The organism is Ignatzschineria ureiclastica (assembly GCF_003121845.1).
Classification (GTDB): Bacteria; Pseudomonadota; Gammaproteobacteria; order Cardiobacteriales; family Wohlfahrtiimonadaceae; genus Ignatzschineria; species Ignatzschineria ureiclastica.
Genome location: NZ_QEWQ01000003.1, coordinates 50767 through 70997, shown reverse-complemented (window position 1 = coordinate 70997; position 20231 = coordinate 50767). Strand labels below are relative to the sequence as shown.

At 39.5% G+C, this 20231-nt stretch carries 18 protein-coding genes and 2 tRNA genes; 13 read left to right on the top strand and 7 right to left on the bottom strand.

The genetic code is table 11. From position 1 onward, the window contains the following. Positions 1-238 precede the first annotated feature (238 nt). The gene (locus DC083_RS04270) at positions 239-799 is read right to left on the bottom strand and encodes a fimbrial protein (RefSeq protein WP_157954890.1); all 561 of its coding nucleotides are present in this window, start codon (positions 797-799) and stop codon (positions 239-241) included. Positions 800-1018: 219 nt separating this feature from the next. Beyond that, positions 1019-1558 (bottom strand): fimbrial protein, encoded by a 540-nt coding sequence (locus DC083_RS04265; RefSeq protein WP_109189024.1) that lies wholly within the window; start codon positions 1556-1558, stop codon positions 1019-1021. Positions 1559-2186: 628 nt separating this feature from the next. Between DC083_RS04265 and DC083_RS04260 the strand changes: the two genes are divergently transcribed. The 4 genes from DC083_RS04260 to dksA all read left to right on the top strand — a co-directional run bounded on the left by DC083_RS04260 (position 2187) and on the right by dksA (position 5237). Further along, the gene (locus DC083_RS04260; RefSeq protein WP_109189023.1) at positions 2187-2771 is read left to right on the top strand and encodes a fimbrial protein; all 585 of its coding nucleotides are present in this window, start codon (positions 2187-2189) and stop codon (positions 2769-2771) included. Between the two features lie 268 nt (positions 2772-3039). Next, positions 3040-3792, top strand: coding sequence for a 4-hydroxy-tetrahydrodipicolinate reductase (dapB, locus tag DC083_RS04255; protein WP_109189022.1), 753 nt, complete (start codon positions 3040-3042; stop codon positions 3790-3792). Positions 3793-3978: 186 nt separating this feature from the next. After that, positions 3979-4362, top strand: coding sequence for a hypothetical protein (locus DC083_RS04250; protein ID WP_109189021.1), 384 nt, complete (start codon positions 3979-3981; stop codon positions 4360-4362). A 452-nt stretch (positions 4363-4814) separates the two neighbouring features. Beyond that, positions 4815-5237, top strand: coding sequence for an RNA polymerase-binding protein DksA (gene dksA / locus DC083_RS04245; protein WP_109189020.1), 423 nt, complete (start codon positions 4815-4817; stop codon positions 5235-5237). 380 nt (positions 5238-5617) lie between these two features. Here dksA and DC083_RS04240 read toward each other — a convergent pair whose 3' ends face one another. The 4 genes from DC083_RS04240 to DC083_RS04225 form a co-directional block, all read right to left on the bottom strand. Next, positions 5618-6649, bottom strand: a complete 1032-nt coding sequence (locus DC083_RS04240) for a fimbrial protein (protein ID WP_109189019.1) — start codon at positions 6647-6649, stop codon at positions 5618-5620. 110 nt (positions 6650-6759) lie between these two features. Beyond that, complete coding sequence (locus tag DC083_RS04235) at positions 6760-7497, bottom strand: fimbrial biogenesis chaperone (RefSeq protein WP_109189018.1); 738 nt, start codon at positions 7495-7497, stop codon at positions 6760-6762. A 6-nt stretch (positions 7498-7503) separates the two neighbouring features. Then, complete coding sequence (locus DC083_RS04230; RefSeq protein ID WP_109189017.1) at positions 7504-9996, bottom strand: fimbria/pilus outer membrane usher protein; 2493 nt, start codon at positions 9994-9996, stop codon at positions 7504-7506. Between the two features lie 194 nt (positions 9997-10190). Next, a complete protein-coding gene (locus DC083_RS04225) occupies positions 10191-10739 on the bottom strand; it encodes a fimbrial protein (RefSeq protein ID WP_109189016.1) in 549 nt (182 codons plus the stop codon). A gap of 986 nt (positions 10740-11725) precedes the next feature. Between DC083_RS04225 and DC083_RS04220 the strand changes: the two genes are divergently transcribed. From DC083_RS04220 to dnaA, 6 genes are all read left to right on the top strand, one after another. Continuing rightward, positions 11726-11801 (top strand) — tRNA-Ala (locus tag DC083_RS04220). A gap of 4 nt (positions 11802-11805) precedes the next feature. Beyond that, positions 11806-11881 (top strand) — tRNA-Glu (locus tag DC083_RS04215). A 271-nt stretch (positions 11882-12152) separates the two neighbouring features. Further along, positions 12153-12671: a disulfide bond formation protein B gene (locus DC083_RS04210; protein ID WP_109189015.1), complete on the top strand. Its 519-nt coding sequence runs from the start codon at positions 12153-12155 to the stop codon at positions 12669-12671. 172 nt (positions 12672-12843) lie between these two features. Beyond that, positions 12844-13674 carry an ABC transporter ATP-binding protein gene (locus tag DC083_RS04205; RefSeq protein ID WP_229822430.1) on the top strand — a complete coding sequence of 277 codons (831 nt, stop codon included), beginning with the start codon at positions 12844-12846 and terminating at the stop codon, positions 13672-13674. Beyond that, a complete protein-coding gene (locus DC083_RS04200) occupies positions 13671-14453 on the top strand; it encodes an MlaE family lipid ABC transporter permease subunit (RefSeq protein ID WP_109189013.1) in 783 nt (260 codons plus the stop codon). The genes DC083_RS04205 and DC083_RS04200 overlap by 4 nt, the downstream gene beginning before the upstream one ends. A gap of 84 nt (positions 14454-14537) precedes the next feature. Beyond that, positions 14538-15902 carry a chromosomal replication initiator protein DnaA gene (gene dnaA, locus DC083_RS04195; protein ID WP_229822429.1) on the top strand — a complete coding sequence of 455 codons (1365 nt, stop codon included), beginning with the start codon at positions 14538-14540 and terminating at the stop codon, positions 15900-15902. Between the two features lie 462 nt (positions 15903-16364). Here the strand turns inward: dnaA and DC083_RS04190 are convergent, their stop codons facing one another. Then, a complete protein-coding gene (locus DC083_RS04190; RefSeq protein ID WP_109189012.1) occupies positions 16365-16718 on the bottom strand; it encodes a YraN family protein in 354 nt (117 codons plus the stop codon). 56 nt (positions 16719-16774) lie between these two features. Here DC083_RS04190 and rsmI point away from each other — a divergent pair, with 56 nt between their 5' ends. The 3 genes from rsmI (at position 16775) to DC083_RS04175 (ending at position 20220) form a co-directional block, all read left to right on the top strand. After that, the gene (rsmI, locus tag DC083_RS04185) at positions 16775-17617 is read left to right on the top strand and encodes a 16S rRNA (cytidine(1402)-2'-O)-methyltransferase (protein ID WP_109189011.1); all 843 of its coding nucleotides are present in this window, start codon (positions 16775-16777) and stop codon (positions 17615-17617) included. A 15-nt stretch (positions 17618-17632) separates the two neighbouring features. Then, positions 17633-19195, top strand: coding sequence for an MFS transporter (locus DC083_RS04180; RefSeq protein ID WP_109189010.1), 1563 nt, complete (start codon positions 17633-17635; stop codon positions 19193-19195). Positions 19196-19449: 254 nt separating this feature from the next. Beyond that, on the top strand, positions 19450-20220 hold the full coding sequence (locus tag DC083_RS04175; RefSeq protein ID WP_109189009.1) for an inositol monophosphatase family protein: 771 nt from the start codon (positions 19450-19452) through the stop codon (positions 20218-20220). The last annotated feature ends 11 nt before the right edge of the window (positions 20221-20231 follow it).

Below are 20231 nucleotides of genomic sequence, written 5' to 3'. Positions count from 1 at the left end.
TTGTAAAGGTAGGGGGCAAATCATTTCGTTTTTATTTGAAATAAAGCACTTAATTGAGTAAGAATATATTTGAATCAAAATAATATCTATTTTATTGTAGGAACAATATAAAAAATAAACCAATCAATAATAAAAGAGATATTATTTCCGTTCTTAATAAAGAGGTATCCCTAGAAAAGCTCTAGGGATCCTTGATTAATTATTTAATCAATAATATTAAAGATTTAATAATCTGAAATTATTTGTAGCTTGCTACGAATGTCATAGTTGTTTCAACTGAACCCGCACCAACCTTAGTACTGTCCTCAAATGTTTTAACCATCCGACCTGAAACTGTGTAAACAGCAGTATCATTTACAGGGTCAATCTTTGCCGAGATTGCTTTTGCTAAACCTGCAGGCGGAACTGGTACTGCAGGCTCATCACCAGCGATTTGAATTTGGACACCTACACCTCTTGCATCCCCCTCATTAAACCAAGCATCATCTTTGCCACCAGTAGTACCAGGTTTAATTGTGAGTTCAACTGAAGTAAGTTTACTATCGCCACCCTCTAAGTTACAATTCTCAAATTTGATTTGACCTTGAGACCAACCTGAGTTTCCGATTTTATCCATTGAAGCAACAGACATTGAACCAAGGTTAATAGTTGCACTGTTACCAGTCACAATAGTACAACCTGCTTCAGTGATTTGACCTGTGAATTTGATTTGTCCAGTACTACCTGCAACTTCGGTAGCAGCAAATGCTGCAGTAGAAAGAGACATTGCTGCCACTAATGCTAAAGCTAATTTTTTCATAAAACCTCTCATAATTAAAATATTTAAAGTTGAAAGTTTTTTACATCCGTTTAAAAAACATGACGCAATTATATATTCTTAATATCGTAATGTAAATAAGATTTAAAAAATATATATAATAAAGTTGTTCTCTTTTATATCCAATAAGTTATAAAATTAATCTCATAGTCATTATTGTATATAATTTGTTTTATTTGATTGTTCTATAAAGAATTGTTATTACTTGTAGTGTGCTATATAAGTGATGGTCACTTCAATAGAGCCTTCTGTAATTTCAGAATTATGTATTATTCTGGCTGCAACAATATAGGTTGCAGTTCTATTGACTGGATCGATAGTAGCCGTCAATGATGCCGGGGATGATGTTAGGGTATAACCAGGTTCGTCGCCAATGAAGACAACATCTAAATTAACATTTTTTGCGGTTCCTTGATTTTTCCATAGCCATCTTTCTCCTGATACATTTACCATATCCCCAGGAACTACTTGAAGGGATACTGCGGAGATACCTGAATCCATCTGACAGTCGACAAATTTAATATATCCTTGTGTCCAGTTGCTAGCTGCTTGTCTTATGGATGCAACTGTATGAGAACCTAAATCAATCGTGGATCCATTACCTGTGACAATGTTGCATCCGCTTTCAGTGATCGCGCCGGAAAATTTCATTTGTCCATTTGATCCGGGAACTGCATTTGCAGCAAAGGATATAGTAGAAAGTGATAATGTGGTGATTAGCGCTAATGTTAATTTTTTCATAAATATAACAACCCAATATGTAATAAAATAATTATAAAAAAGAGACAAATGATCAAGTTGTAGTGAATAAAAATATTTGTGGCAAAACACCAACTACTTGAATTTATTGAATATTTAATCCCATCTATGTAGTATTTACCCAATATAATCTGGTCTCGGTTTATAGAATAATAATATGCATAATGCAATATATTGTGTTGAATTCTATATTTTTTGACTTAAATTTACAACTATAATTATTTGTTGATCTTTACGCGTGTTTTACTATGAGAATACAAACAATTCAATTTTTTATGATGTTGTTTATTAAATTAATTAGTATTTGAATATGTGGTGAAAATATAAAAATATAATCAATAATGTCAAAATATAACTACTAACGGAATATTCCAATTTATGATATCTACTTTGTAAAAGTAAAAAATAATATATTGAAGATGTTGTTTTCTATTTATTTATATTTTAAGTGTGGTAATGTGATATTGATATGTGGTGATCTTTATTAAAAGTGTCAATAATAAGTTAATCAATTGGTTATCACTATTCAAACAAGGAGTGGTTTGAATAACGTTGTATATGGAGCTGGGTTTAAGTAACGGTAAAAAATAATAAATGGGCATTGCGGATCATGAAAAAACTAAATTTAACAGTCATAGCTATTTTAACTTCTTTATCAGCAGTATGGGCTGATACCTCGCCTGTGGCGGGTTCTAATGGTCAAGTAAAATTTTCTGGTGCGATTACAGAGAAAGGATGTACGTTAGTATCGGGTAATTCGACAACGATAGATTTGGGTTCCGTAACCGTTGCAACACTTGCTCAATTAAGTGGTACGGCGCTACATGAAAATACTTGGACACAAGGGCTGTTGAAATTTATCGATTGTGAAATAGATTCTGGGATTTCTGCTGTCTATCTCTCTATTTTACCTGGGGATGTTATCGACTGGGGAAATAGAGGAACTGAGTGGCTTTGGCGAAATCAAGGCACGGCCAAAAATGTCTATGTTGATGTTGCCATTATTGATAAAAATGGTTCTCATTCTGTTACCGGTAAGGAAAAAACAGATTATTATGAAGCAGATATAGATCCTGTTAATAAGACCGCCTTATTTATTGTAAAAGGGCGAATCGTTGGGGACTATGGTAAAAATGTTATGCCAACACCGGGAAGTGTTGAAGCAACGGTGACCTTTGTGACGCATTATAAATAATGTGTATAAAGAAGGTAACTTACTGAAATGACCAGTTCGATTAAGCGAATTAAGTTGATTCAGTTTTTTATCTCTTAATCTGTGATCTTTTGATATAGATAGTTGCGTCATTGCGTTTGATTATTGATCTATTGTGAATAATGTAATACAAAATTCAATAGATGGGCATCAGGTTCACTCTTTTTTATCTATAAAATCGCTATTGTATAGGGCATCATAAAGCTCTATATTTATAGCATTATTTTAATTAGAAAAAGGAAGAGTAAGTATGACTAAAATAGGCATTATCGGCATTAGTGGTCGCATGGGGCAGGCAGTGAGTAGGGAAGTAGAGAGAGCGGGGCTTGCGGTTGGGCCCTCTTATAGCCATGAATTAGCAGGAGAAGTGTCACTTGCAGAGGTCTTTGCCGGTAATGATGTGGTGATTGACTTCTCTCATGCCTCATTAACTGTGAGCTTGTTAGAGGCAGCAGTTGAGAATCCTAAGCCATTAGTGATCTGCACAACGGGTTGGGATCAAGCAGCGCTCAGTGAACAGCTTGGGCAATTAAGTCGTCAAGTGCCGGTGATTGTGGCGACCAATACTAGTATCGGTGCGGCGATGCAGCGCTATCTGGTGCAAGTGGTGGCGAAGGCTTTGGGCGATGAATTTGATATTAATCTCCATGAGCGACATCATCGCTTTAAAGTGGATAGCCCATCAGGTACGGCAAAGACTTTAATAGCTGATATTGAGCGGGCAAAGCAGGCAAGAGGCGAGACCATTACCCCTTATACCGTCGGTGATGGCGCACGAGAACCGCATCAGCTCGGCATCTCGGTTGCACGCTGCGGTTCGATTGTCGGCGAGCATGAAGTGACTTTCACCAGTTTAGAAGAGGAGATCACGATCAAGCATACGGCATTTGATCGCACGCTGTTCGCAAAAGGGGCGGTGAAATGTGCAAATTGGTTATTAACGCAAAAAGCAGGGCAATATACGATATTTGATGTGTTATCTCTCAAAGCAGATATTGAATAGCGTGGATATCGTCACCATTATTATAAAATCGCATTATGATTGTCTGTGATGAATGAATATCTGTGATGATAATTATTCATCAAAACCATGGTTTTATCAGCGCTTAAGTCTCTCTTAAGGAATCTTGGTCATAATGACTCTTATGCTAATAGTTGATTAGCGCTCTACTGTTTTAGGAGGCTCATTTTGAGTAACCAATTATATATTGATGGCAAACCGGCATCCCTCATGCAACGTATCGCCGCGACGATTATTGCTGTGGCTTCATTAATATTCTTCGCATTCTTCGGCGTTGCGATCTTCTTAATCGGCTTAGCCATTGCGCTCGTATTTGGGGGCTATTTCTGGTGGAAAGTTCGCAAGGTGCGTAAACAGATGGAAGAGGGCTTACGCCAAGCACAAGCGCGCGGTGAGATGAATGGTAATATGCATGGCAATATGAATAATATGTATGGTTTTACCCAAAATAATCAAAATAACCCAGGGCAAGGGGCCTCTACAGAGCCCAATGGAACAGTCAATGGGAAGGCCAACGGTAAACTCTATGAAGGAGAGTATCGCGAGCTTTAATGATTGTAATGCCCCTTTGAGGCACTTGAATGATCTCAATGTGACCGTAAAATTCTATTGCTTACGGTCGCGTGATAACTGATCTATTTTCAATGAGTAGAGATATCGAGTAGCGATATTAAATGGTATCTTTTTACTTCAAGTTGTTGTATCATTTTGCCCACATTATGATGGCTCTGAGACAAGAATTAGAATAATGTATTTGTAATATAAGCCATTACTTTACTTTGTAATCTATTATTAATTAGCAACTTATATAAAATTATTTGTTTTTCTGTAATGTTGTTTTTTTGATAATTTCACTACGCCAATTAAAGTAATTATTAATATAATAATCAATGTAAATTATTAATATCTATTATTAAGGTACTTATATATTTTATATCTCTTCTTTGTCATAGTAATGATGCAATATATGATTACTGTTGCAAAAGAGGTTAGAGAGGATTTTAATGAAAAATCAAGAGTTTAAAGATTTCAAGCCCTATGAGTTTGTAGAGGGTGAAGAGTATATGAACGATGCGATGAAAGAGCATTTCCGCCTCATTTTAGAGGGTTGGCGTGCGGCATTAGTTCAAGAAGGGGAAAAGACGGTGAATAATATGCAAGATGAAGCATTTAATCTCCCTGACCCTAATGATCGAGCAACGCAAGAAGAAGGTTTTTCATTAGAACTCAGAACTCGGGATCGTGAGCGTAAATTACTCGCCAAAATCGAAAAGACACTTCGTCGCTTAGGTCTTGATGATTATGGTTACTGCGATACTTGCGGTGTTGAGATTGGTGTTCGTCGCTTAGAAGCACGCCCGACAGCTGAACTTTGTATCGATTGTAAAGAGATCGAAGAGCAGAAAGAGAAAGCGCGGATTAATTAAGAAGATCGACGGAATCCTTCAAGGATAATCCTTCAAGGATCACTGTATATCGGTCTTTAGTCGTATATTCATATATCTTATATTGTCTGATACGATGAATAGAGATGATAAAACGGTTACACTACATACAGTGTAACCGTTTTTTATATATCACTTTCATAGTCAGATCGGTTTAAAATAAGCTTATCAAAATGCCGGCGCATCGGCTATAAAAAGCGAGGAAGCTATTCTATCCGGCATCTTGCAAGTGTTGTTTAGTAAAATTGATAATCTTTTAAATCTCGCTCGCTACTTAAAACCCATTTTTCTTAAACCAAATTTACGATATAACCTATCGCAGCCTTGTGATAAAGAATCACTAACATGATGTGATCAATGTATTAGTGATACTCCATTTTATAGATAATCGTTGTTGAGAAATGACCATCTTTAATCGCATCCTTTTTGGGAGAACGTTCAATCTCTGCTTGAAATTGATTTTGAATCTGAAATTGTTCTTGATTGCCGGGAATAACCTTTTTCCCTACCGGTTGACCAAATTCAATGATCTCACCATCTTGATCTTTAAGGCGAAGCACAAGGCCATTATGGAGATCTACCGAGTGATTATCGAATAGGTTCGCTGATTCAAAGGTAATTTTTGGGGTTATATCACGGGTACAATTGCTGGGTTTTTTAGTGATTGTCATCGCAAAAGGTTGTTGGAATTGTTTACCTCTGTTGAGATCAGATTTCGCAATCGCTCCAAAATCAATGCGGGAACGATTCATCACCGCATCAAAGGTGCGACTTGTGCAATCCATTGTCATGGGCTTGATTCTGACATACAAATAGAAGAAGAAGTCAGGGCTGGTATTAATATCATTCATACGAAGCATAAACCCACCTGTCCGATAGCCTGCCGGATCAATCTTATCGGCTGTTAGAAATTCATCCGACATTAGTTGAATGGCGGGTATGGTAAATGAAATATCGTAGTGCACATTGCGAGTATTGGTGATGCTGCTCTCGGTCTTTCCTGTACGCTCACCTGTAAAGATATTAGAGGTACCATCGAGTAATGTTTTTGTATCACTGCGGACGACAATTTTTGCGGTACCTTGAGTGGACGTGGGTCGAAAATCCCGGTCTATCCTCTCCTTATTCGTTGTAAAGTTCCGGTCTAGATTAAGATCTTGTATTGCCGTGCTTCCATTGCCAATACTACAACTGATGCGTGCGGTAAAGCTATAACTAATCGGGGGGGCATTTTGTACAATATCTAAAAGCTCTGTAATGACGGGATTTCCTCCCTGTGATATGACCCTGCCTGTGGAGGATTGAAACTTCCACAAATAACAACTTGCAAAACTGACGCTGCTCGATGTGATTAACAACAGGGCTGCTGTGAAGAGTTTTTTGAATATGTTCATTTTCTCTCTCTTTAACATGGCAATATTAACCTCTATTCTCTATTCATTTTCAGTACTCATTCATGAATGGTATTCATGAAAGGCATTCGTGAAAGATATTGATGAATAGATTAAGGTATTAGCTTACATGTAGCGCTCTGACATTCGTAATGATTAGATTCGGTGCTGCCAAAATCATTAATAAAATGGATTGTCGGGGTATTGCCTAAAGATAACTTAACGGTCTCCGTTGCAAAGGGCTTGACCATCATCTCTTTTTCAATAAAACGTCCTTTTTGACCGCTACTAAATCCTAGAATAACAAGGTGATAAGGCGTTGGATTGGTCAAGGTATATTGATTTCCTTGTTTATTCACCTCTAACTTTTTGATCCAGCCATTATTGGGGAACTCGGGTAAACCTTTCGGGCGATAAAAGAGCTTAATCTTAGATTGAACAACGATATTCACTTCATTACCGCCACTGCTGCTCCCTTTAGGTGGGATACCTAGCGCATTAAAATAGAGGAGAGATTCACGATCGGTCGGAAGATTATTCGCGCCTGATAGTGAGATTTTAACTTGCTTCTCTTGTTTAGGTTCTAATCGCTGCAGGATTGGGAGCGCAATTAAAGGGTCCTCAATTTTATGACCATACTCATTTTCAATCCATGATTGAGCAAGGTAAGGTACTTCAGGATTAGTGTTGGTGAGCGTAATAGATTGCGAGTTCGTTTTGGCTCGATCGAACACTATCCGCGTACGGTCAAGACTTAATTGCCCATAGGCTGTTGTGCTAAAGAGTCCTACAGTAACGAAAAAAGCGATTTTGATTGATCGGTGAATTACTGTTTTAATTGAATTTTTCATAAATATTTACTCCGGATAACAGGTGAGTTGTTGAAGTGTGTGAGGATCCATTGAAGGGATTTCTATGCGACAACTATTCGTTGCTCCCCATTTAATAATAAAGATTGCGGTTTTATTGAGACCGGTGATGTAAGTGCGACCTCGATCTGCCACAATGGCGACCTCCATCTCTTTTTGGTCGAAGATGCGATAGACGCCTGCGCCGAAAGGCGGATAAGAACCATCAGGAAGGGTGATAGTAGAGAGAGACTTCTCCCCGGTAATGCCTTTTAATGAGCGGTAAGCAATAGCCCCTTTAGTGGCTGCGACTTCGATGACATTATCTTGAATCTCCACATTGTCAGGGAGGTTGTCATTATCAACTTGATATGTCATACGATAGTAATCGGGAATATTACTGATACCGGCAATACCAAAAAGGTTAGTTTTACTAGGCACACCACTAATTTCAACGCCGGGCGCATTGGCATCGATAATTAAGCGCGTACCTTCATCATAGACTTGCGGTTGTGCAGTGATACCATGTTGTGTAAGCGTGAGTGACCCATTAAAGCTTGTATTTAAACTCTGCTGATCTTCCGAGTAATTCCCCATACCGGTAAAACCACCAAAGTAGAAGTTTGTATAGTATGACGCGGAGAGATTGTAATTAATGGCGTCACTAAAATTACGAGGATGATCCACCGCCGCGCCAATAGAGTATCTTCCGCCAAGACCCGCATCACTATAGCTCACTTGCTGCGATACATTCTGATTGTTATTACTCATTGATCCACTATAAGAGAGTGAAGCATCAGGTGATTCGAGCGGGATATTAATAAATAGACCTACTTGATTATCTGTAGGGGAATATTTTGATTTTTTGTGGGATAAGGTGAGAGCTATCGAGGTATTAGCAAAAAGACCATCTCGAATAATTTTGTTGGCTGAAATATTATAATGGGATTGGGATTCATTATTCCAATAACGTGAACGAGAGACTGAAGCTGTGAAATTAATATCCCAAATCGGCAAGGTTTGCGAGACACTGATGGATAGATGCTGCTTTTCTCGCGGGCTATGGCGAGCATGTAAGGATTTTTGTTGAATATAGTTATTGAGATTCGTGTAATCTCTACTAGAGAATCGGTAACCCACTAAGTTCAGTGTTGTTCCTCTGTCGAAGCGTTTTGCATAATTGAAACGATAGCTATGTCCTTTCAATACCCTATTTGAATCTGCTTTATTGATAGAATGGGTCACATCAAATGAGATTGCACCAAAGTTCTCAAGATTGATGCCGGCGCCGGTATTGACTGCAAGATACTCTCCATTAGTCGTATATTGAGCGCCCCCTAATAGGGAGATATTATTGGTTAATCCGTAGGAACCATCAAAGGCGATAAGATTGGTATCAACCCCTTTTTCATTAAAAGGGCTGAGTTTTCCTGCATTAATATTGTAGCGAAGCGCCCCTTTCCGAGTTAAAAAAGGCACTTGGGAGATATTCACTTGATATTGATCGACTGAGCCATCGCTCTCTTCCACACTGACATCGACCACTCCATTAAGATAAGAGGGGAGATTAGAGATAATAAATGGCCCAGGGGGAACTTGAACACTTTTAATAATCGAACCATATTGTTTAATTGTGACAATCGCATTAGTTCGGGCTGTGCCTGTAATCTGGGGCGCATAGCCTTGCAGGTAATTAGGCATCATATTCTCATCCGTAAAAAGGCTCACCCCTTTAATGCGCGTAGAGTCGAAGAGATTGGTTCTGGTGTAAATCTCCCCGGCGTAGAGATGGGCATTCCATGCGCCAATATCTGTAAAACCATAGGTTTGCACCCACTCTAGTTTTTGTCCAGAATGGCTGTTTTTATCATATTGATAGTTACTTCTAAGGCGAAAACGGCCGATATTGATGCCGACAGCACCATAGCTTGTGAGGTTATTACGGCTCTCAAAACCAGCGCCTGTCTTATGACGATTAAAAGTCTGAAGTAAGTTGTAATCGAAGACCAAGCCAGAGATACCGTGATCTCTCTGTGCTGGGGGAACCCAGTTCGGATCAAAGTCTGTGATATAGGCATGGGGCATTTGGATATTGATCTGTTGCATTGCTTCATTAAAATCAATATGAATTTGTGAATCATAATCTTCAACGCCATAGCAGATATTAGAATCGAATTCATAGTGGGGCGCTTTCTGTACTTTTGTAATAAAGTCAGACTTGAAAGGTAATCGTTGAAGAAGCGCTTCTGTAAAACAGAGACGACTATGATCCCCATCGACATAGTAGTAGATAGAGTGATTGCGGAGAATATCTTGTTCATTGATTTGGATATTCGCGATATATTCGCCTGATCTCTTATTCTCGCTACCATTGAAGATGGTTAAATCGACATTATCAAAGCCTAACGACTCTAAAATCTCATTATCAAATTCAAATGAAAATCCCGGATTTAGACAAAGGAAGCATCCTAGCATTATCCAATGTTGTTTAAAGGGGTGCATATTATCTCGCCAGCTATCTATAGTGCTATGTTAAATATTAAATGAAAGATAAATAAGATCTGAAGGAAATATAAAAGAGTAAGTATTACCATGTAGCATGAAATACTTACTCTTTTGGGGGACAGTTAGAATTTATAACGAAGAGGTTTTAATAGATTCAACGGTTATTTCATCCCCTTGATACCGCAATACAGTTATTTATAATCTGCGATGAAGTTGATGGTTGTTCTCACTGTACCGGCAGTAACACCTTCAGTATCTTTCACCATACGTCCTTGTACTGGGAAAGTGACGGTATTCGTCGCAGTATTAACGTCAGCCGTAAGCTCATCACCTGTGACTCCTTCAGGAGACACTTTTTGACCTGCGATCTTAATTTCAATTCCAACGTTCTTGGCTGTTCCAAGAGAGGCCCATAGATTATCTTGGGTAGCTGCTGTACCTTTTGGAATGGTAAGAGTGACTGATTCAACTTTTTCCGTACCTCCAGGAAGGTCGATGTTACAGTCTACAAATTCAATTTTAGAACTACCCCATGATCCAGGGGCTTTATTGATAGATGCAACAGATAAAGAACCTAATTGAACATTCTTAACAGGTAGTAATGTGCAACCCGCAGCAGTAATCGTTCCTTCAAATGTGATTTCACCTGAAGCTGACCCCGCAGGGATGAGTGCTTCTTCTGCTTGAGCCATAGTGAAAAGAGAAGTGATAATAGCAGTAGATAATAATAATTTTTTCATAAAATCCTCATGACAAAAAATAACAATACTTAATTTTTTTTACTGTAATTGTAACAGGCGGCAAATAGTAAACCTTGTTTAATAAAAAGTAAATATTGTTTTAGGATTAATTAATATTTTTTGATTATTCGTTGTCATTACATGAAAAAATGACTAATCACAATATCCTTTTAAGGCGGTTTAAGGTTATTTTGAGGTTTTATATTGAAGATAGATGAAAATCAATAAAGTTAGAAAAAATCAAATCTCATGGGTAATTTTATGTATGATTATCATCTAATGATTTGTTTTATAAAGACCTTAATGGATAATTAAGTAAATAATTGTAAAGATAGATATTATTAAGTGATTGGTGATCAATTTAACCTATATTAAGTAATATAGATTGAAAATAAATAGGTTAGGGAAGCGATTTCCATAAGGGGTTGGTTATTGTTGTATCTATTTTGTTTTTATGGGTTTTATTTTTGGATGGTAATTTTTATTAAAATTAGATGCTCATGACTTATGTTGTAACTTTTTGTTAGATTGATAGATCTGTTGGCGTGGGTGATTGGAATCATTAAGGCAAACATTTTTCGCTGTGTCGAGCTGATGTATATCTCATGTCTCTATAGTTCTATCAATAGATCATTCATCTCATTCATAATTCAGAAAAGGCTCTATCAACCGGCTGTGGTTTTATATAGTAATATCGGTTCAAAATAAGCGTTATTGAAATGCCCGTGCATCGGTTGTTCGAGGAAAAGAAGCCGTTCTATCCGGCATATTGCAAGTGTTGGGGAGTCAGGTTTTATGTTTTTTTAAAACTCCACTCACTACTTAAAAAACATTTTTCTTAAACCAAATTGACTATAATATTGTTTTTTTAAATAGTTTTTTAGCCGATTCTATACCAATCTTATTTATGGTTATAAATTGCGCAATATTTAAATTGACAACATTTGATGAATCTCCTATTATACAACTCCTCAGACAGCAAGTCTGGGGCTATAGCTCAGTTGGTAGAGCGCTTGCATGGCATGCAAGAGGTCGTCGGTTCGATTCCGACTAGCTCCACCATAAAGTCCCTATCGTCTAGAGGCCTAGGACACTGCCCTTTCACGGCGGCAACCGGGGTTCGAATCCCCGTAGGGACGCCATATTTTAAGAAGCCTGCACTATGTGCAGGTTTTTTTATTCTCTAAAAGTTTATTCTCTCGTGGTTTATAGTGATGAGATCCATGGAATAGTGATACAAAATGATTAGGTTTTAGGTTGTTTGTAATATCAAATTTTTTTACCTCAATATCGCTTCAATAAGGTTATCTATCTAAAAAATTATCATTTTAGTCGGGTGATTTATCTGAAGAAGTTATCCACAAAACGTGATAATATATTTAGTCCTCAAAGTCGTCAGAAGGGTTCCTCAAAATGTCTCCTCGCGGTCTATTTTTTATCTTAGGGCTTATCCCTCTATTATCCATTGCTTTTGCCAAATTCTACCTAGAAGATGTGCAGTTATTAGAACCATGTCCTTACTGTATGTTACAGCGTGGCGTATTCTTGCTATTTACTGCGGTCTTTTGGTTAAGTGCTATTTTTGTAAAACAAGGCTCCCGTTTCTTTTCCGCAATTTCTCTTATTTTGACGATTGCAGTGGGAATCTTAGGGCTTATCATTGCCGGAAAGCACGTTTATCTACAGTTGAATCCGAGTGATGCCTTAGGTTGCGCGCAGACGACGTTGGCTATTACGGAAGTTTTCGATTATCAAATTGTGAAAGATTTACTCCTTACCGGCGGAGATTGTAGCGCAATTGATTGGTCGCTTTGGGGATTATCGATCCCGATGTGGAGCGCAATTTTGATGTTTGTTTTGATGATTGCTGGTATCGGAGTTAATTTGCGTGCGCGTCAACGGCCGACAAGAGATTGGCTGCGGGGAATATAAGGGAATATAAATATATTATGATCTTCGTGACATCGTTACTATTCTTGAATTCCAAAAGAAGAGATTAGGAAAGACGCTATCTAAGAAAGCAGCATCAAAATTTGAATTGAATCGTGATGAACGAATTACAGAATAAGAGAATTATAGAACAAGGGGCAAAGGGTAGAGAATAATGGAGAAGAGAGATCAGAAGGAGCATATCTCGATGCAAGCTAAGCAGAATATTATCGAATTAACCGATATTCAATTGAGCTTTGGTGATCGGCAGATTTTCAATAATCTATCAATTCAGATTCCAACCGGAAAAATTACCGCTATTTTAGGGCCTTCAGGTTCGGGTAAAACCACGCTTCTTAAAATGTTGAGCGGACAGATGACGCCCAATGCCGGGCAAGTTGAATTGATGGGGCATGATCTAGGTTCGATCTCTACTAAAAATCTCTATGAAATTCGTACCAAAATGGGTGTTCTCTTCCAATCGGGTGCGCTCTTTACCGATATGACGGTATATGACAACGTGGCATTTGCGCTACGGGAGCATACTGATCTCAATGACTCAATGATTGATACCTTAGTGCTTTTAAAGCTGCAATCAGTTGGGCTTCGTGCGCTTAAAGATTCTTATCCTTCACAATTATCAGGCGGACAAGCACGTCGTGTAGCGCTTGCAAGAGCCATTGCTTTAGATCCAGCATTGCTACTCTATGATGAGCCTTTTACCGGACAAGATCCGATTTCAATGGGCGTTTTAATTCGCCTGATTAAAAATTTGAATGATGCACTTAAGATTACGAGCGTTGTCATCTCCCACGATGTAGAAGAGGTGCTCTCTATTTCAGATAATGTCTGTGTTTTAGGGGAGAAAAAAATTATTGCGCAAGGAACGCCGGATGATATTCGTAATCATCCTAATCCTTGGGTTAAACAATTTATTAATGGTGATGCAGATGGACCTGTGCCATTTCATATTCCGACAAAACCATTAGAGGAGGTTCTGTTTTGAGTAATCTAATTGTAGCAACGGGGAGCAAAACTCGGCATTTTCTCACTCATGTAGGGGAAGCGACTCAATTATTAGTCAATATTGTGATTAATTCTTGGTATCTCTTTAAGAAACCTTCGCTCTTTATTCGCCAGCTCTATCAGCTTGGAATTCTCTCATTACCGATTATTCTTCTATCGGGTCTATTTGTCGGAATGGTGCTCTGTTTTCAAGGGTTTGTGAATCTTATCAACTTTGGAGCAGAGGCATCAGTAGGGACGATTGTCGCACTGGCACTTTTCCGGGAATTGAGTTCCGTATTAACAGCGCTTCTTTATACAGGGCGTGCAAGTTCTTCTTTAACGGCTGAGATCGGTCTTATGCGCGCAACAGAGCAGTGGGCAAGTTATGAGCTGATGGCCATTAATCCTGTGCAATATATTCTCACGCCTCGTTTCTGGGCGGGTGTATTAGCCGTTCCTATTCTAGCGCTTCTTTTTAGTGTGATCGGTATTATCGGCGGTTATGGCGTTGCAACCATTTCTCTTGGCGTTGATGGCGGTGCTTATTGGTCGCAAATGAAATCTGGAGTTGATTTCGGGGTAGATATTGGTCTTGGGGTAGTTTTAAAAAGTTTTGTTTTCGGTATAATATCGAACCTTGTTGCGCTTTATATCGGCTTAAAGGGCAGAGCGACGGCGAGCGGAATTGCGCGCTCTACGACAGATACGGTGGTGATCTCATCACTATTGATTCTCGTAGCGGACTTCCTCTTAACCGCGATGATCTTCGGCATCTAGTTGATTGATGGAGGAAACTTCCTATCGACAATAGTTGTCTTTTATTAACCTTTACCGATTGTTAGAATTTAGAGTCTTATATTTATGATGAAATTTAGTTGGGATAATTGCCTTGAGCTTCTTGCAGATCAAATGTCTGAAGAAGAGTTCAGCATGTGGATTTCACCGCTTGAAGTGGTGTTTAAAGATGATCATGTCATGGTGCTAGCCGCAAATGAGATTGTATTACGCGGTGTTCAAACTAAATTTAAAACTCTTTTGGAGAATACCATTCTTGATGCGACAGATCAGGAAGTTGAGGTTCGTTATGGCCTTGGTACTGAATCTGATTATGAAGATCATCAAGTCAAAAAACAGATTAAGCGTGTCAAGAATAAAACCGGTAAAGCTCGGAATGTCACGAAGGACTCTATTCGTGAGCAATCTATTGAGACGAGTAATCTGAATCCTGATTTTAGTTTTGAGAATTTTGTAGAAGGGAAATCGAATCAATTTGCCTTAGCTGCTTGTGCGCAAGTCTCTAAAAATCCAGGGACTTCTCACAATCCGCTCTTTATCTACGGGAATACCGGTCTTGGTAAAACGCATTTAATGCATGCGGTCGGTAATGCGATCAAAGAGCAGTATCCTGATGCGCGGCTCATTTATCAGCATTGTGATGGTTTTATCGAGGATATTGTACGGAGTATGCGCAATAATACGATCAATGAGTTACGCCACTTCTATCGGACCCTTGATGCACTATTGATTGATGATATTCAACTTTTATCAGGTAAGGGTGGCTCTCAGGAGGTTTTCTTCCATACTTTTAATACACTTCTTGATGGTGGACACCAGGTGATCTTAACCTGTGACCGTTATCCAAAAGAGTTAGAAGCGATGGAAGAGCGTCTAAAATCTCGCTTTGCTTCAGGTTTAACGGTGGATATTAAACCGCCAGATTTTGAGCATCGGGTCGCAATCTTAGAGCAGAAAGCGGAAGATTGGGGTATTGAATTACCTAAAGATACTAAATTCTTTATCGGTGAAACGGTACGGGCAAACGTGCGTGAATTAGAGGGGGCATTGAAACAAGTGAATGCGATGGCCTCTTTTAAAGGTATGCCATTAACGCTTGAAATTGCTCAAGAAGCACTTCGTCATTTAGTGGAAATTCAAGATCGGCAGATTACCCTTGCGAATATTCAACGAACGGTCGCCAGTTATTTCGATCTGGATATGAGTGAAATTCTAGGGAAATCCCGAAAAGCGAATATCGTGAAACCTCGGCAGTTAGCAATGTATATTGCCCGCGTATTAACCGATCATAGCTTACCGGAGATCGGCCGAGAATTTGCGCGTGATCATTCAACAGTGATGCATGCATACGATAAGATTGCCGAAGAATTAGAAACTAATATCCGCTTAAAACGGGATTATGAAGCGATTAAAGCGTCACTATTAGTATAAATCATTCTTAGGAACCGCAATTATTCTACGGTAATTGTGGTTTTTTTATTACCGAGAGATTAGGTAATCGCTCATCTGCGGGCGCGGGGTCATTCTGGATTTGCAAGCATTCCCTCCCGCCGAGAATCAGATTCTATCTTAAACGACTCAGAAAACGTATCGTATCGCCGGGGGAAATATCCCGCTCTTTTAGCCATGGTGCGCCGGCAGATTGTGGGGATATCCTCATTTATGAGAAGCACAAGCCGGCAGGTTGTATTTTCTCTTATCGAGAGATTAGGTAATCGCTCATCTGCGGGTGCGGGATCATTCTGAATTTGCAAGCATTCCCTCCCGCCGAGAATCAGACTTTATCTTAAACGACTCAGAAAACGTATCGCATCGCCGGGGAGAAATATCCCGCTCTTTTAGCCATGGTGCGCCGGCAGATTGGGGATTATCACGCTGGAGATATAGTCTCTTTTAAAGCGTAATATTTTGCAGCCAATCAATTTGATAAGGGGATTGCCCGATAATGGTAATCAGATCAATGCGAAGGGGTTGCGTTGTGGGATATTGTTGTAGGTAACAGGCGATAGTTTGCGCTATTTTTTGTAATTTTTGAGAGGTGACGGAGGAAGCCGCGCTCGCAAAAAATTCATTTTTACGATATTTCACCTCGATAAAGAGTAAAACGCCGGCTGAATCCTCGGCGATAATATCAATTTCACCGTAACGAGAGTGATAATTGGTTCGCAGAATAGTACATCCTTGTGCGATTAAATAGTTTTGTGCAATGGCTTCTCCTTGTTGGCCAATTGCTTTGTGTGTCGTCATTTTATCGTTCTCTTGTTATACTGATCACTCTATTTAAAATGCTAAAGAGTGAATGAATGTCAACTTGTTATGTTATCGCAACCCCTATTGGAAATCTGCAAGATTTAACGCCAAGAGCAATTGAAGTATTGCGAAGTGTTACAGCCGTTTTTGCTGAGGATACTCGAGTATCGGGGAGATTACTACAACATTTTGGTATCCATGTTCCCTCATTATTATCACTTCATGAACATAATGAGATGAGCCGCATTGCACGTATCGAAGCGTACTTAACCGCTGGCGAAGATGTGGCGATTATCTCAGATGCAGGAACTCCGCTGATTTCAGATCCTGGTTTTACCATTGTACGTAGTTTACGGGAATCAGGATTCTCAGTGATTCCTGTTCCTGGCGTGAGTGCGATGATTACAGCGCTTTCGGTTGCGGGAATTGCCACAGATCGATTTACCTTTATCGGTTTTTTATCATCTAAAAAACAGCAACGCCTCAATGAGTTAGCGCCATTAAGTCAAGTTCCACATACTCAGGTATTTTATGAATCTAGTCACCGTATTGAGTCGATGTTAGAAGATCTTGTTACCACTTTTGGGGAAGATCGGAAAATCTTTGTAGGACGAGAGATGACGAAACGCTTTGAAGATTATCGTTATGGTTCCGCTTTAGAATTATGGCAACATTATCAAAATAATCCCGGCGAGATACGGGGAGAATTTGTCGTTGTCACTTCAGGTGCAGAGATTATAGAATCAGAGAATCAGTCGTTAGAAGCGTCACAATTAACCAAAGTTTTACTGGCGGAGGGACTGCCTTTAAAGCAAATTTCGGGGATTTTACATCAAGTCACCGGTCGCCCGAAAAATGCACTATATCAGGAATTATTACAATTAAGAGAAGATTAGAGAAGAGGCATAATAATGCGTAATAAAACAACAATATCGCCCGATCAAGGGCAGCCCTCAGTAGATAACGGGAATCACCGGCATAAGCTCTCAAAAGGAGACTGGTTACTGAGCTCTAAGCTCGCCGGCCTTTTTGCGATTCGAATGCTCGGGATCTTTATTATTTTACCGATCTACTCACTCTATACTAAGGAGCTGCAAGGTTCTACCCCCTTTTTAGCAGGGCTATTCATCAGTAGCTATGCGCTAACGCAAATTATTTTACAACCGCTTTTTGGTTCGTTATCGGATTATTTCGGTCGAAAAGTGACGATCGTGCTCGGTATGGGACTCTTTGTGATCGGAAGTTTGATGATCGCTTTTACTGATTCGATCCATTTTGCGATCTGGGGGCGCGTAGTGCAGGGTGCCGGTGCAATCTCGGCGGTAGTATTGGCCTTTACCAGTGATGTGGTACGTGAAGAGATTCGTGGTAAAGCAATGGCTATTATCGGGATGAGTATCGGAATTACCTTTGGGCTTGCAATCTTTATTTCGCCCCTCATTTATGGTTTTCTCGGTGGGATTGGTATCTTCTCACTCTGTGCGCTATTAGGGATTATTGCGATCTATGTGACCATTTGGCAATTGCCGAAGAGCGAACAACATAAGGTCAATCGTAAAGAGAAGCGTCCTTTACTACACTCGATGAAAGAAGCTTGGTCAGATCGGGATATTAACCGTCTCTATTTCGGTGGTTTTATGCTGCATCTAATTTTAACCTTAGGTTTTACGGTATTTCCTTGGCTTTTACTGGATAAAGCTGGATTTGAGCCACAAGATTCTTGGAAGATCTATCTTCCTGGATTTGTTATTGCGATGTTATTAGTCTTTCCGGCGATTGGTGTAGCTGAGCGTTTTCGTCAATTTAGAGGCTTCTTCTTAACGGCGATTGCAACACTGGTCATCTCTCTTATTGCATTAGCTTTTGTCGAAGATTATTGGCATTTACTTATCTTTATGACGCTCTTCTTCTGGGGCTTTAACCTGATGGAAGCAATGCAACCCTCTTTGATGAGTCGCTTAGCGCCGGAGCATAATCGTGGGATGGTGATGGGTTTCTTCTCTTCGAGTCAATTCCTCGGTGCATCTATTGGCGGTATGGTGGCAAGTTTAATCCTCGGTTACTTCACCAAGTTACCGGCACTTTTAGTGGGGGCAGGATTACTCATGCTCTGGTTTGCCATTGCCTTTCCAATGAAAAATCCGCAAAAACGGACAAAGGAAACAACTGAGGATGGCGGAGATTCAGATGGTACGAATTCAGATAGTACAGAAGCAAATAAAACAGCTAATGGACAAGAAGCTGTCGTAACCGATGAGAAAGCGCAGGGTAATGTTGAGGATAAGACTTCGACTTCGGAATATTCAGGGGATCAATCTTCAGAGGATCAGCCTTCAGAGGATCAATCCTCAGAGCAGGTCACTTCAGAAGATAAGATATCAGAAGACAAGACATCTGAAGATAAAACATCAGAAGCTACACCTCCGGTTAAACGTAAAGGTTCTGGTGATGGTTTGAAGCGACAATACCTTTAATCGTGGAGATTTAGAGAGAATAAAAGGGTAGAAAAACGGTGGGCAATAATCGGCTTACCGTTTTTTATTTGATCGGCTTTATCGACTTTATCGGCAAATACTGACGGCATTTTACGAAATCTGAATTTTCCATACGAATTTAGCGCACAATGGGGTACAATAAAAAGCTATTTTTGAGGATTACCTCAATGAGTCAGGATTCATATGAATGAGCCTGATGATCTATTTTTATCTTTAACAATTAAGAGAGTTTCATGAGTTCATTTACCCAAGTTGCAAGACAGGCGGCAATTGAGTCGGGCCGTCATATCCGTTCTATCTACTATCGCTTAGAGCGCCTTAACTTAGAACAGCGTGCCGACGATGCACTGTTTCAACAGTTCTACGAGAGCATCGAAAATAATGTGATCGAAGGATTACTCGGTTTCTATCCGGATCATTCATATTATGCTAACTTTCATCCGGGGAAAGTGACAGACTCTCGTTTCTCATGGTATGTGAGTTTAAGTGGTGCTGAGAATTTCCGTCAAATGAAATCTCATTTCTCGATTACAGTGGCTTTAGAGATGGATGGCGAGTTACAATCTGCAGTGATCTATGATCCGATTGCTAATAAGATTGTTGCGGAAGCTTCTAAAGGTGATGGCGTTCTTTGTGAAGATGAAGAGCAGCGAGTTCGCCTTGGTAAGAGTGATGGTAAAATTGAGAATGCGGCGCTTTTAACGGCAGTTGCACCTCTCGATCAAGAGATCACTCGTTTCGGTGCAATGTTACGTAGAGCAAGAATGCAACGCATTCTAGGCGACTTTGCGAAGGATAGTGCGCTTGTGATCAAAGGGGAATATAGCGCTTACTATGCAGCGACTTTTGATTTAGCGACTTTGAAAGCGGTACAATTGATTGCAAGAGAAGCGGGATTACTCGTTACAGATTATCGTGGTAATGAAGATGTCGCAGCAAGTGGTACTGTAGTTGTCACGCATCCAAAACTCTTAAAAGAGCTTCTCCAAGCCTTACAAATCTAAAAATTAGCCTC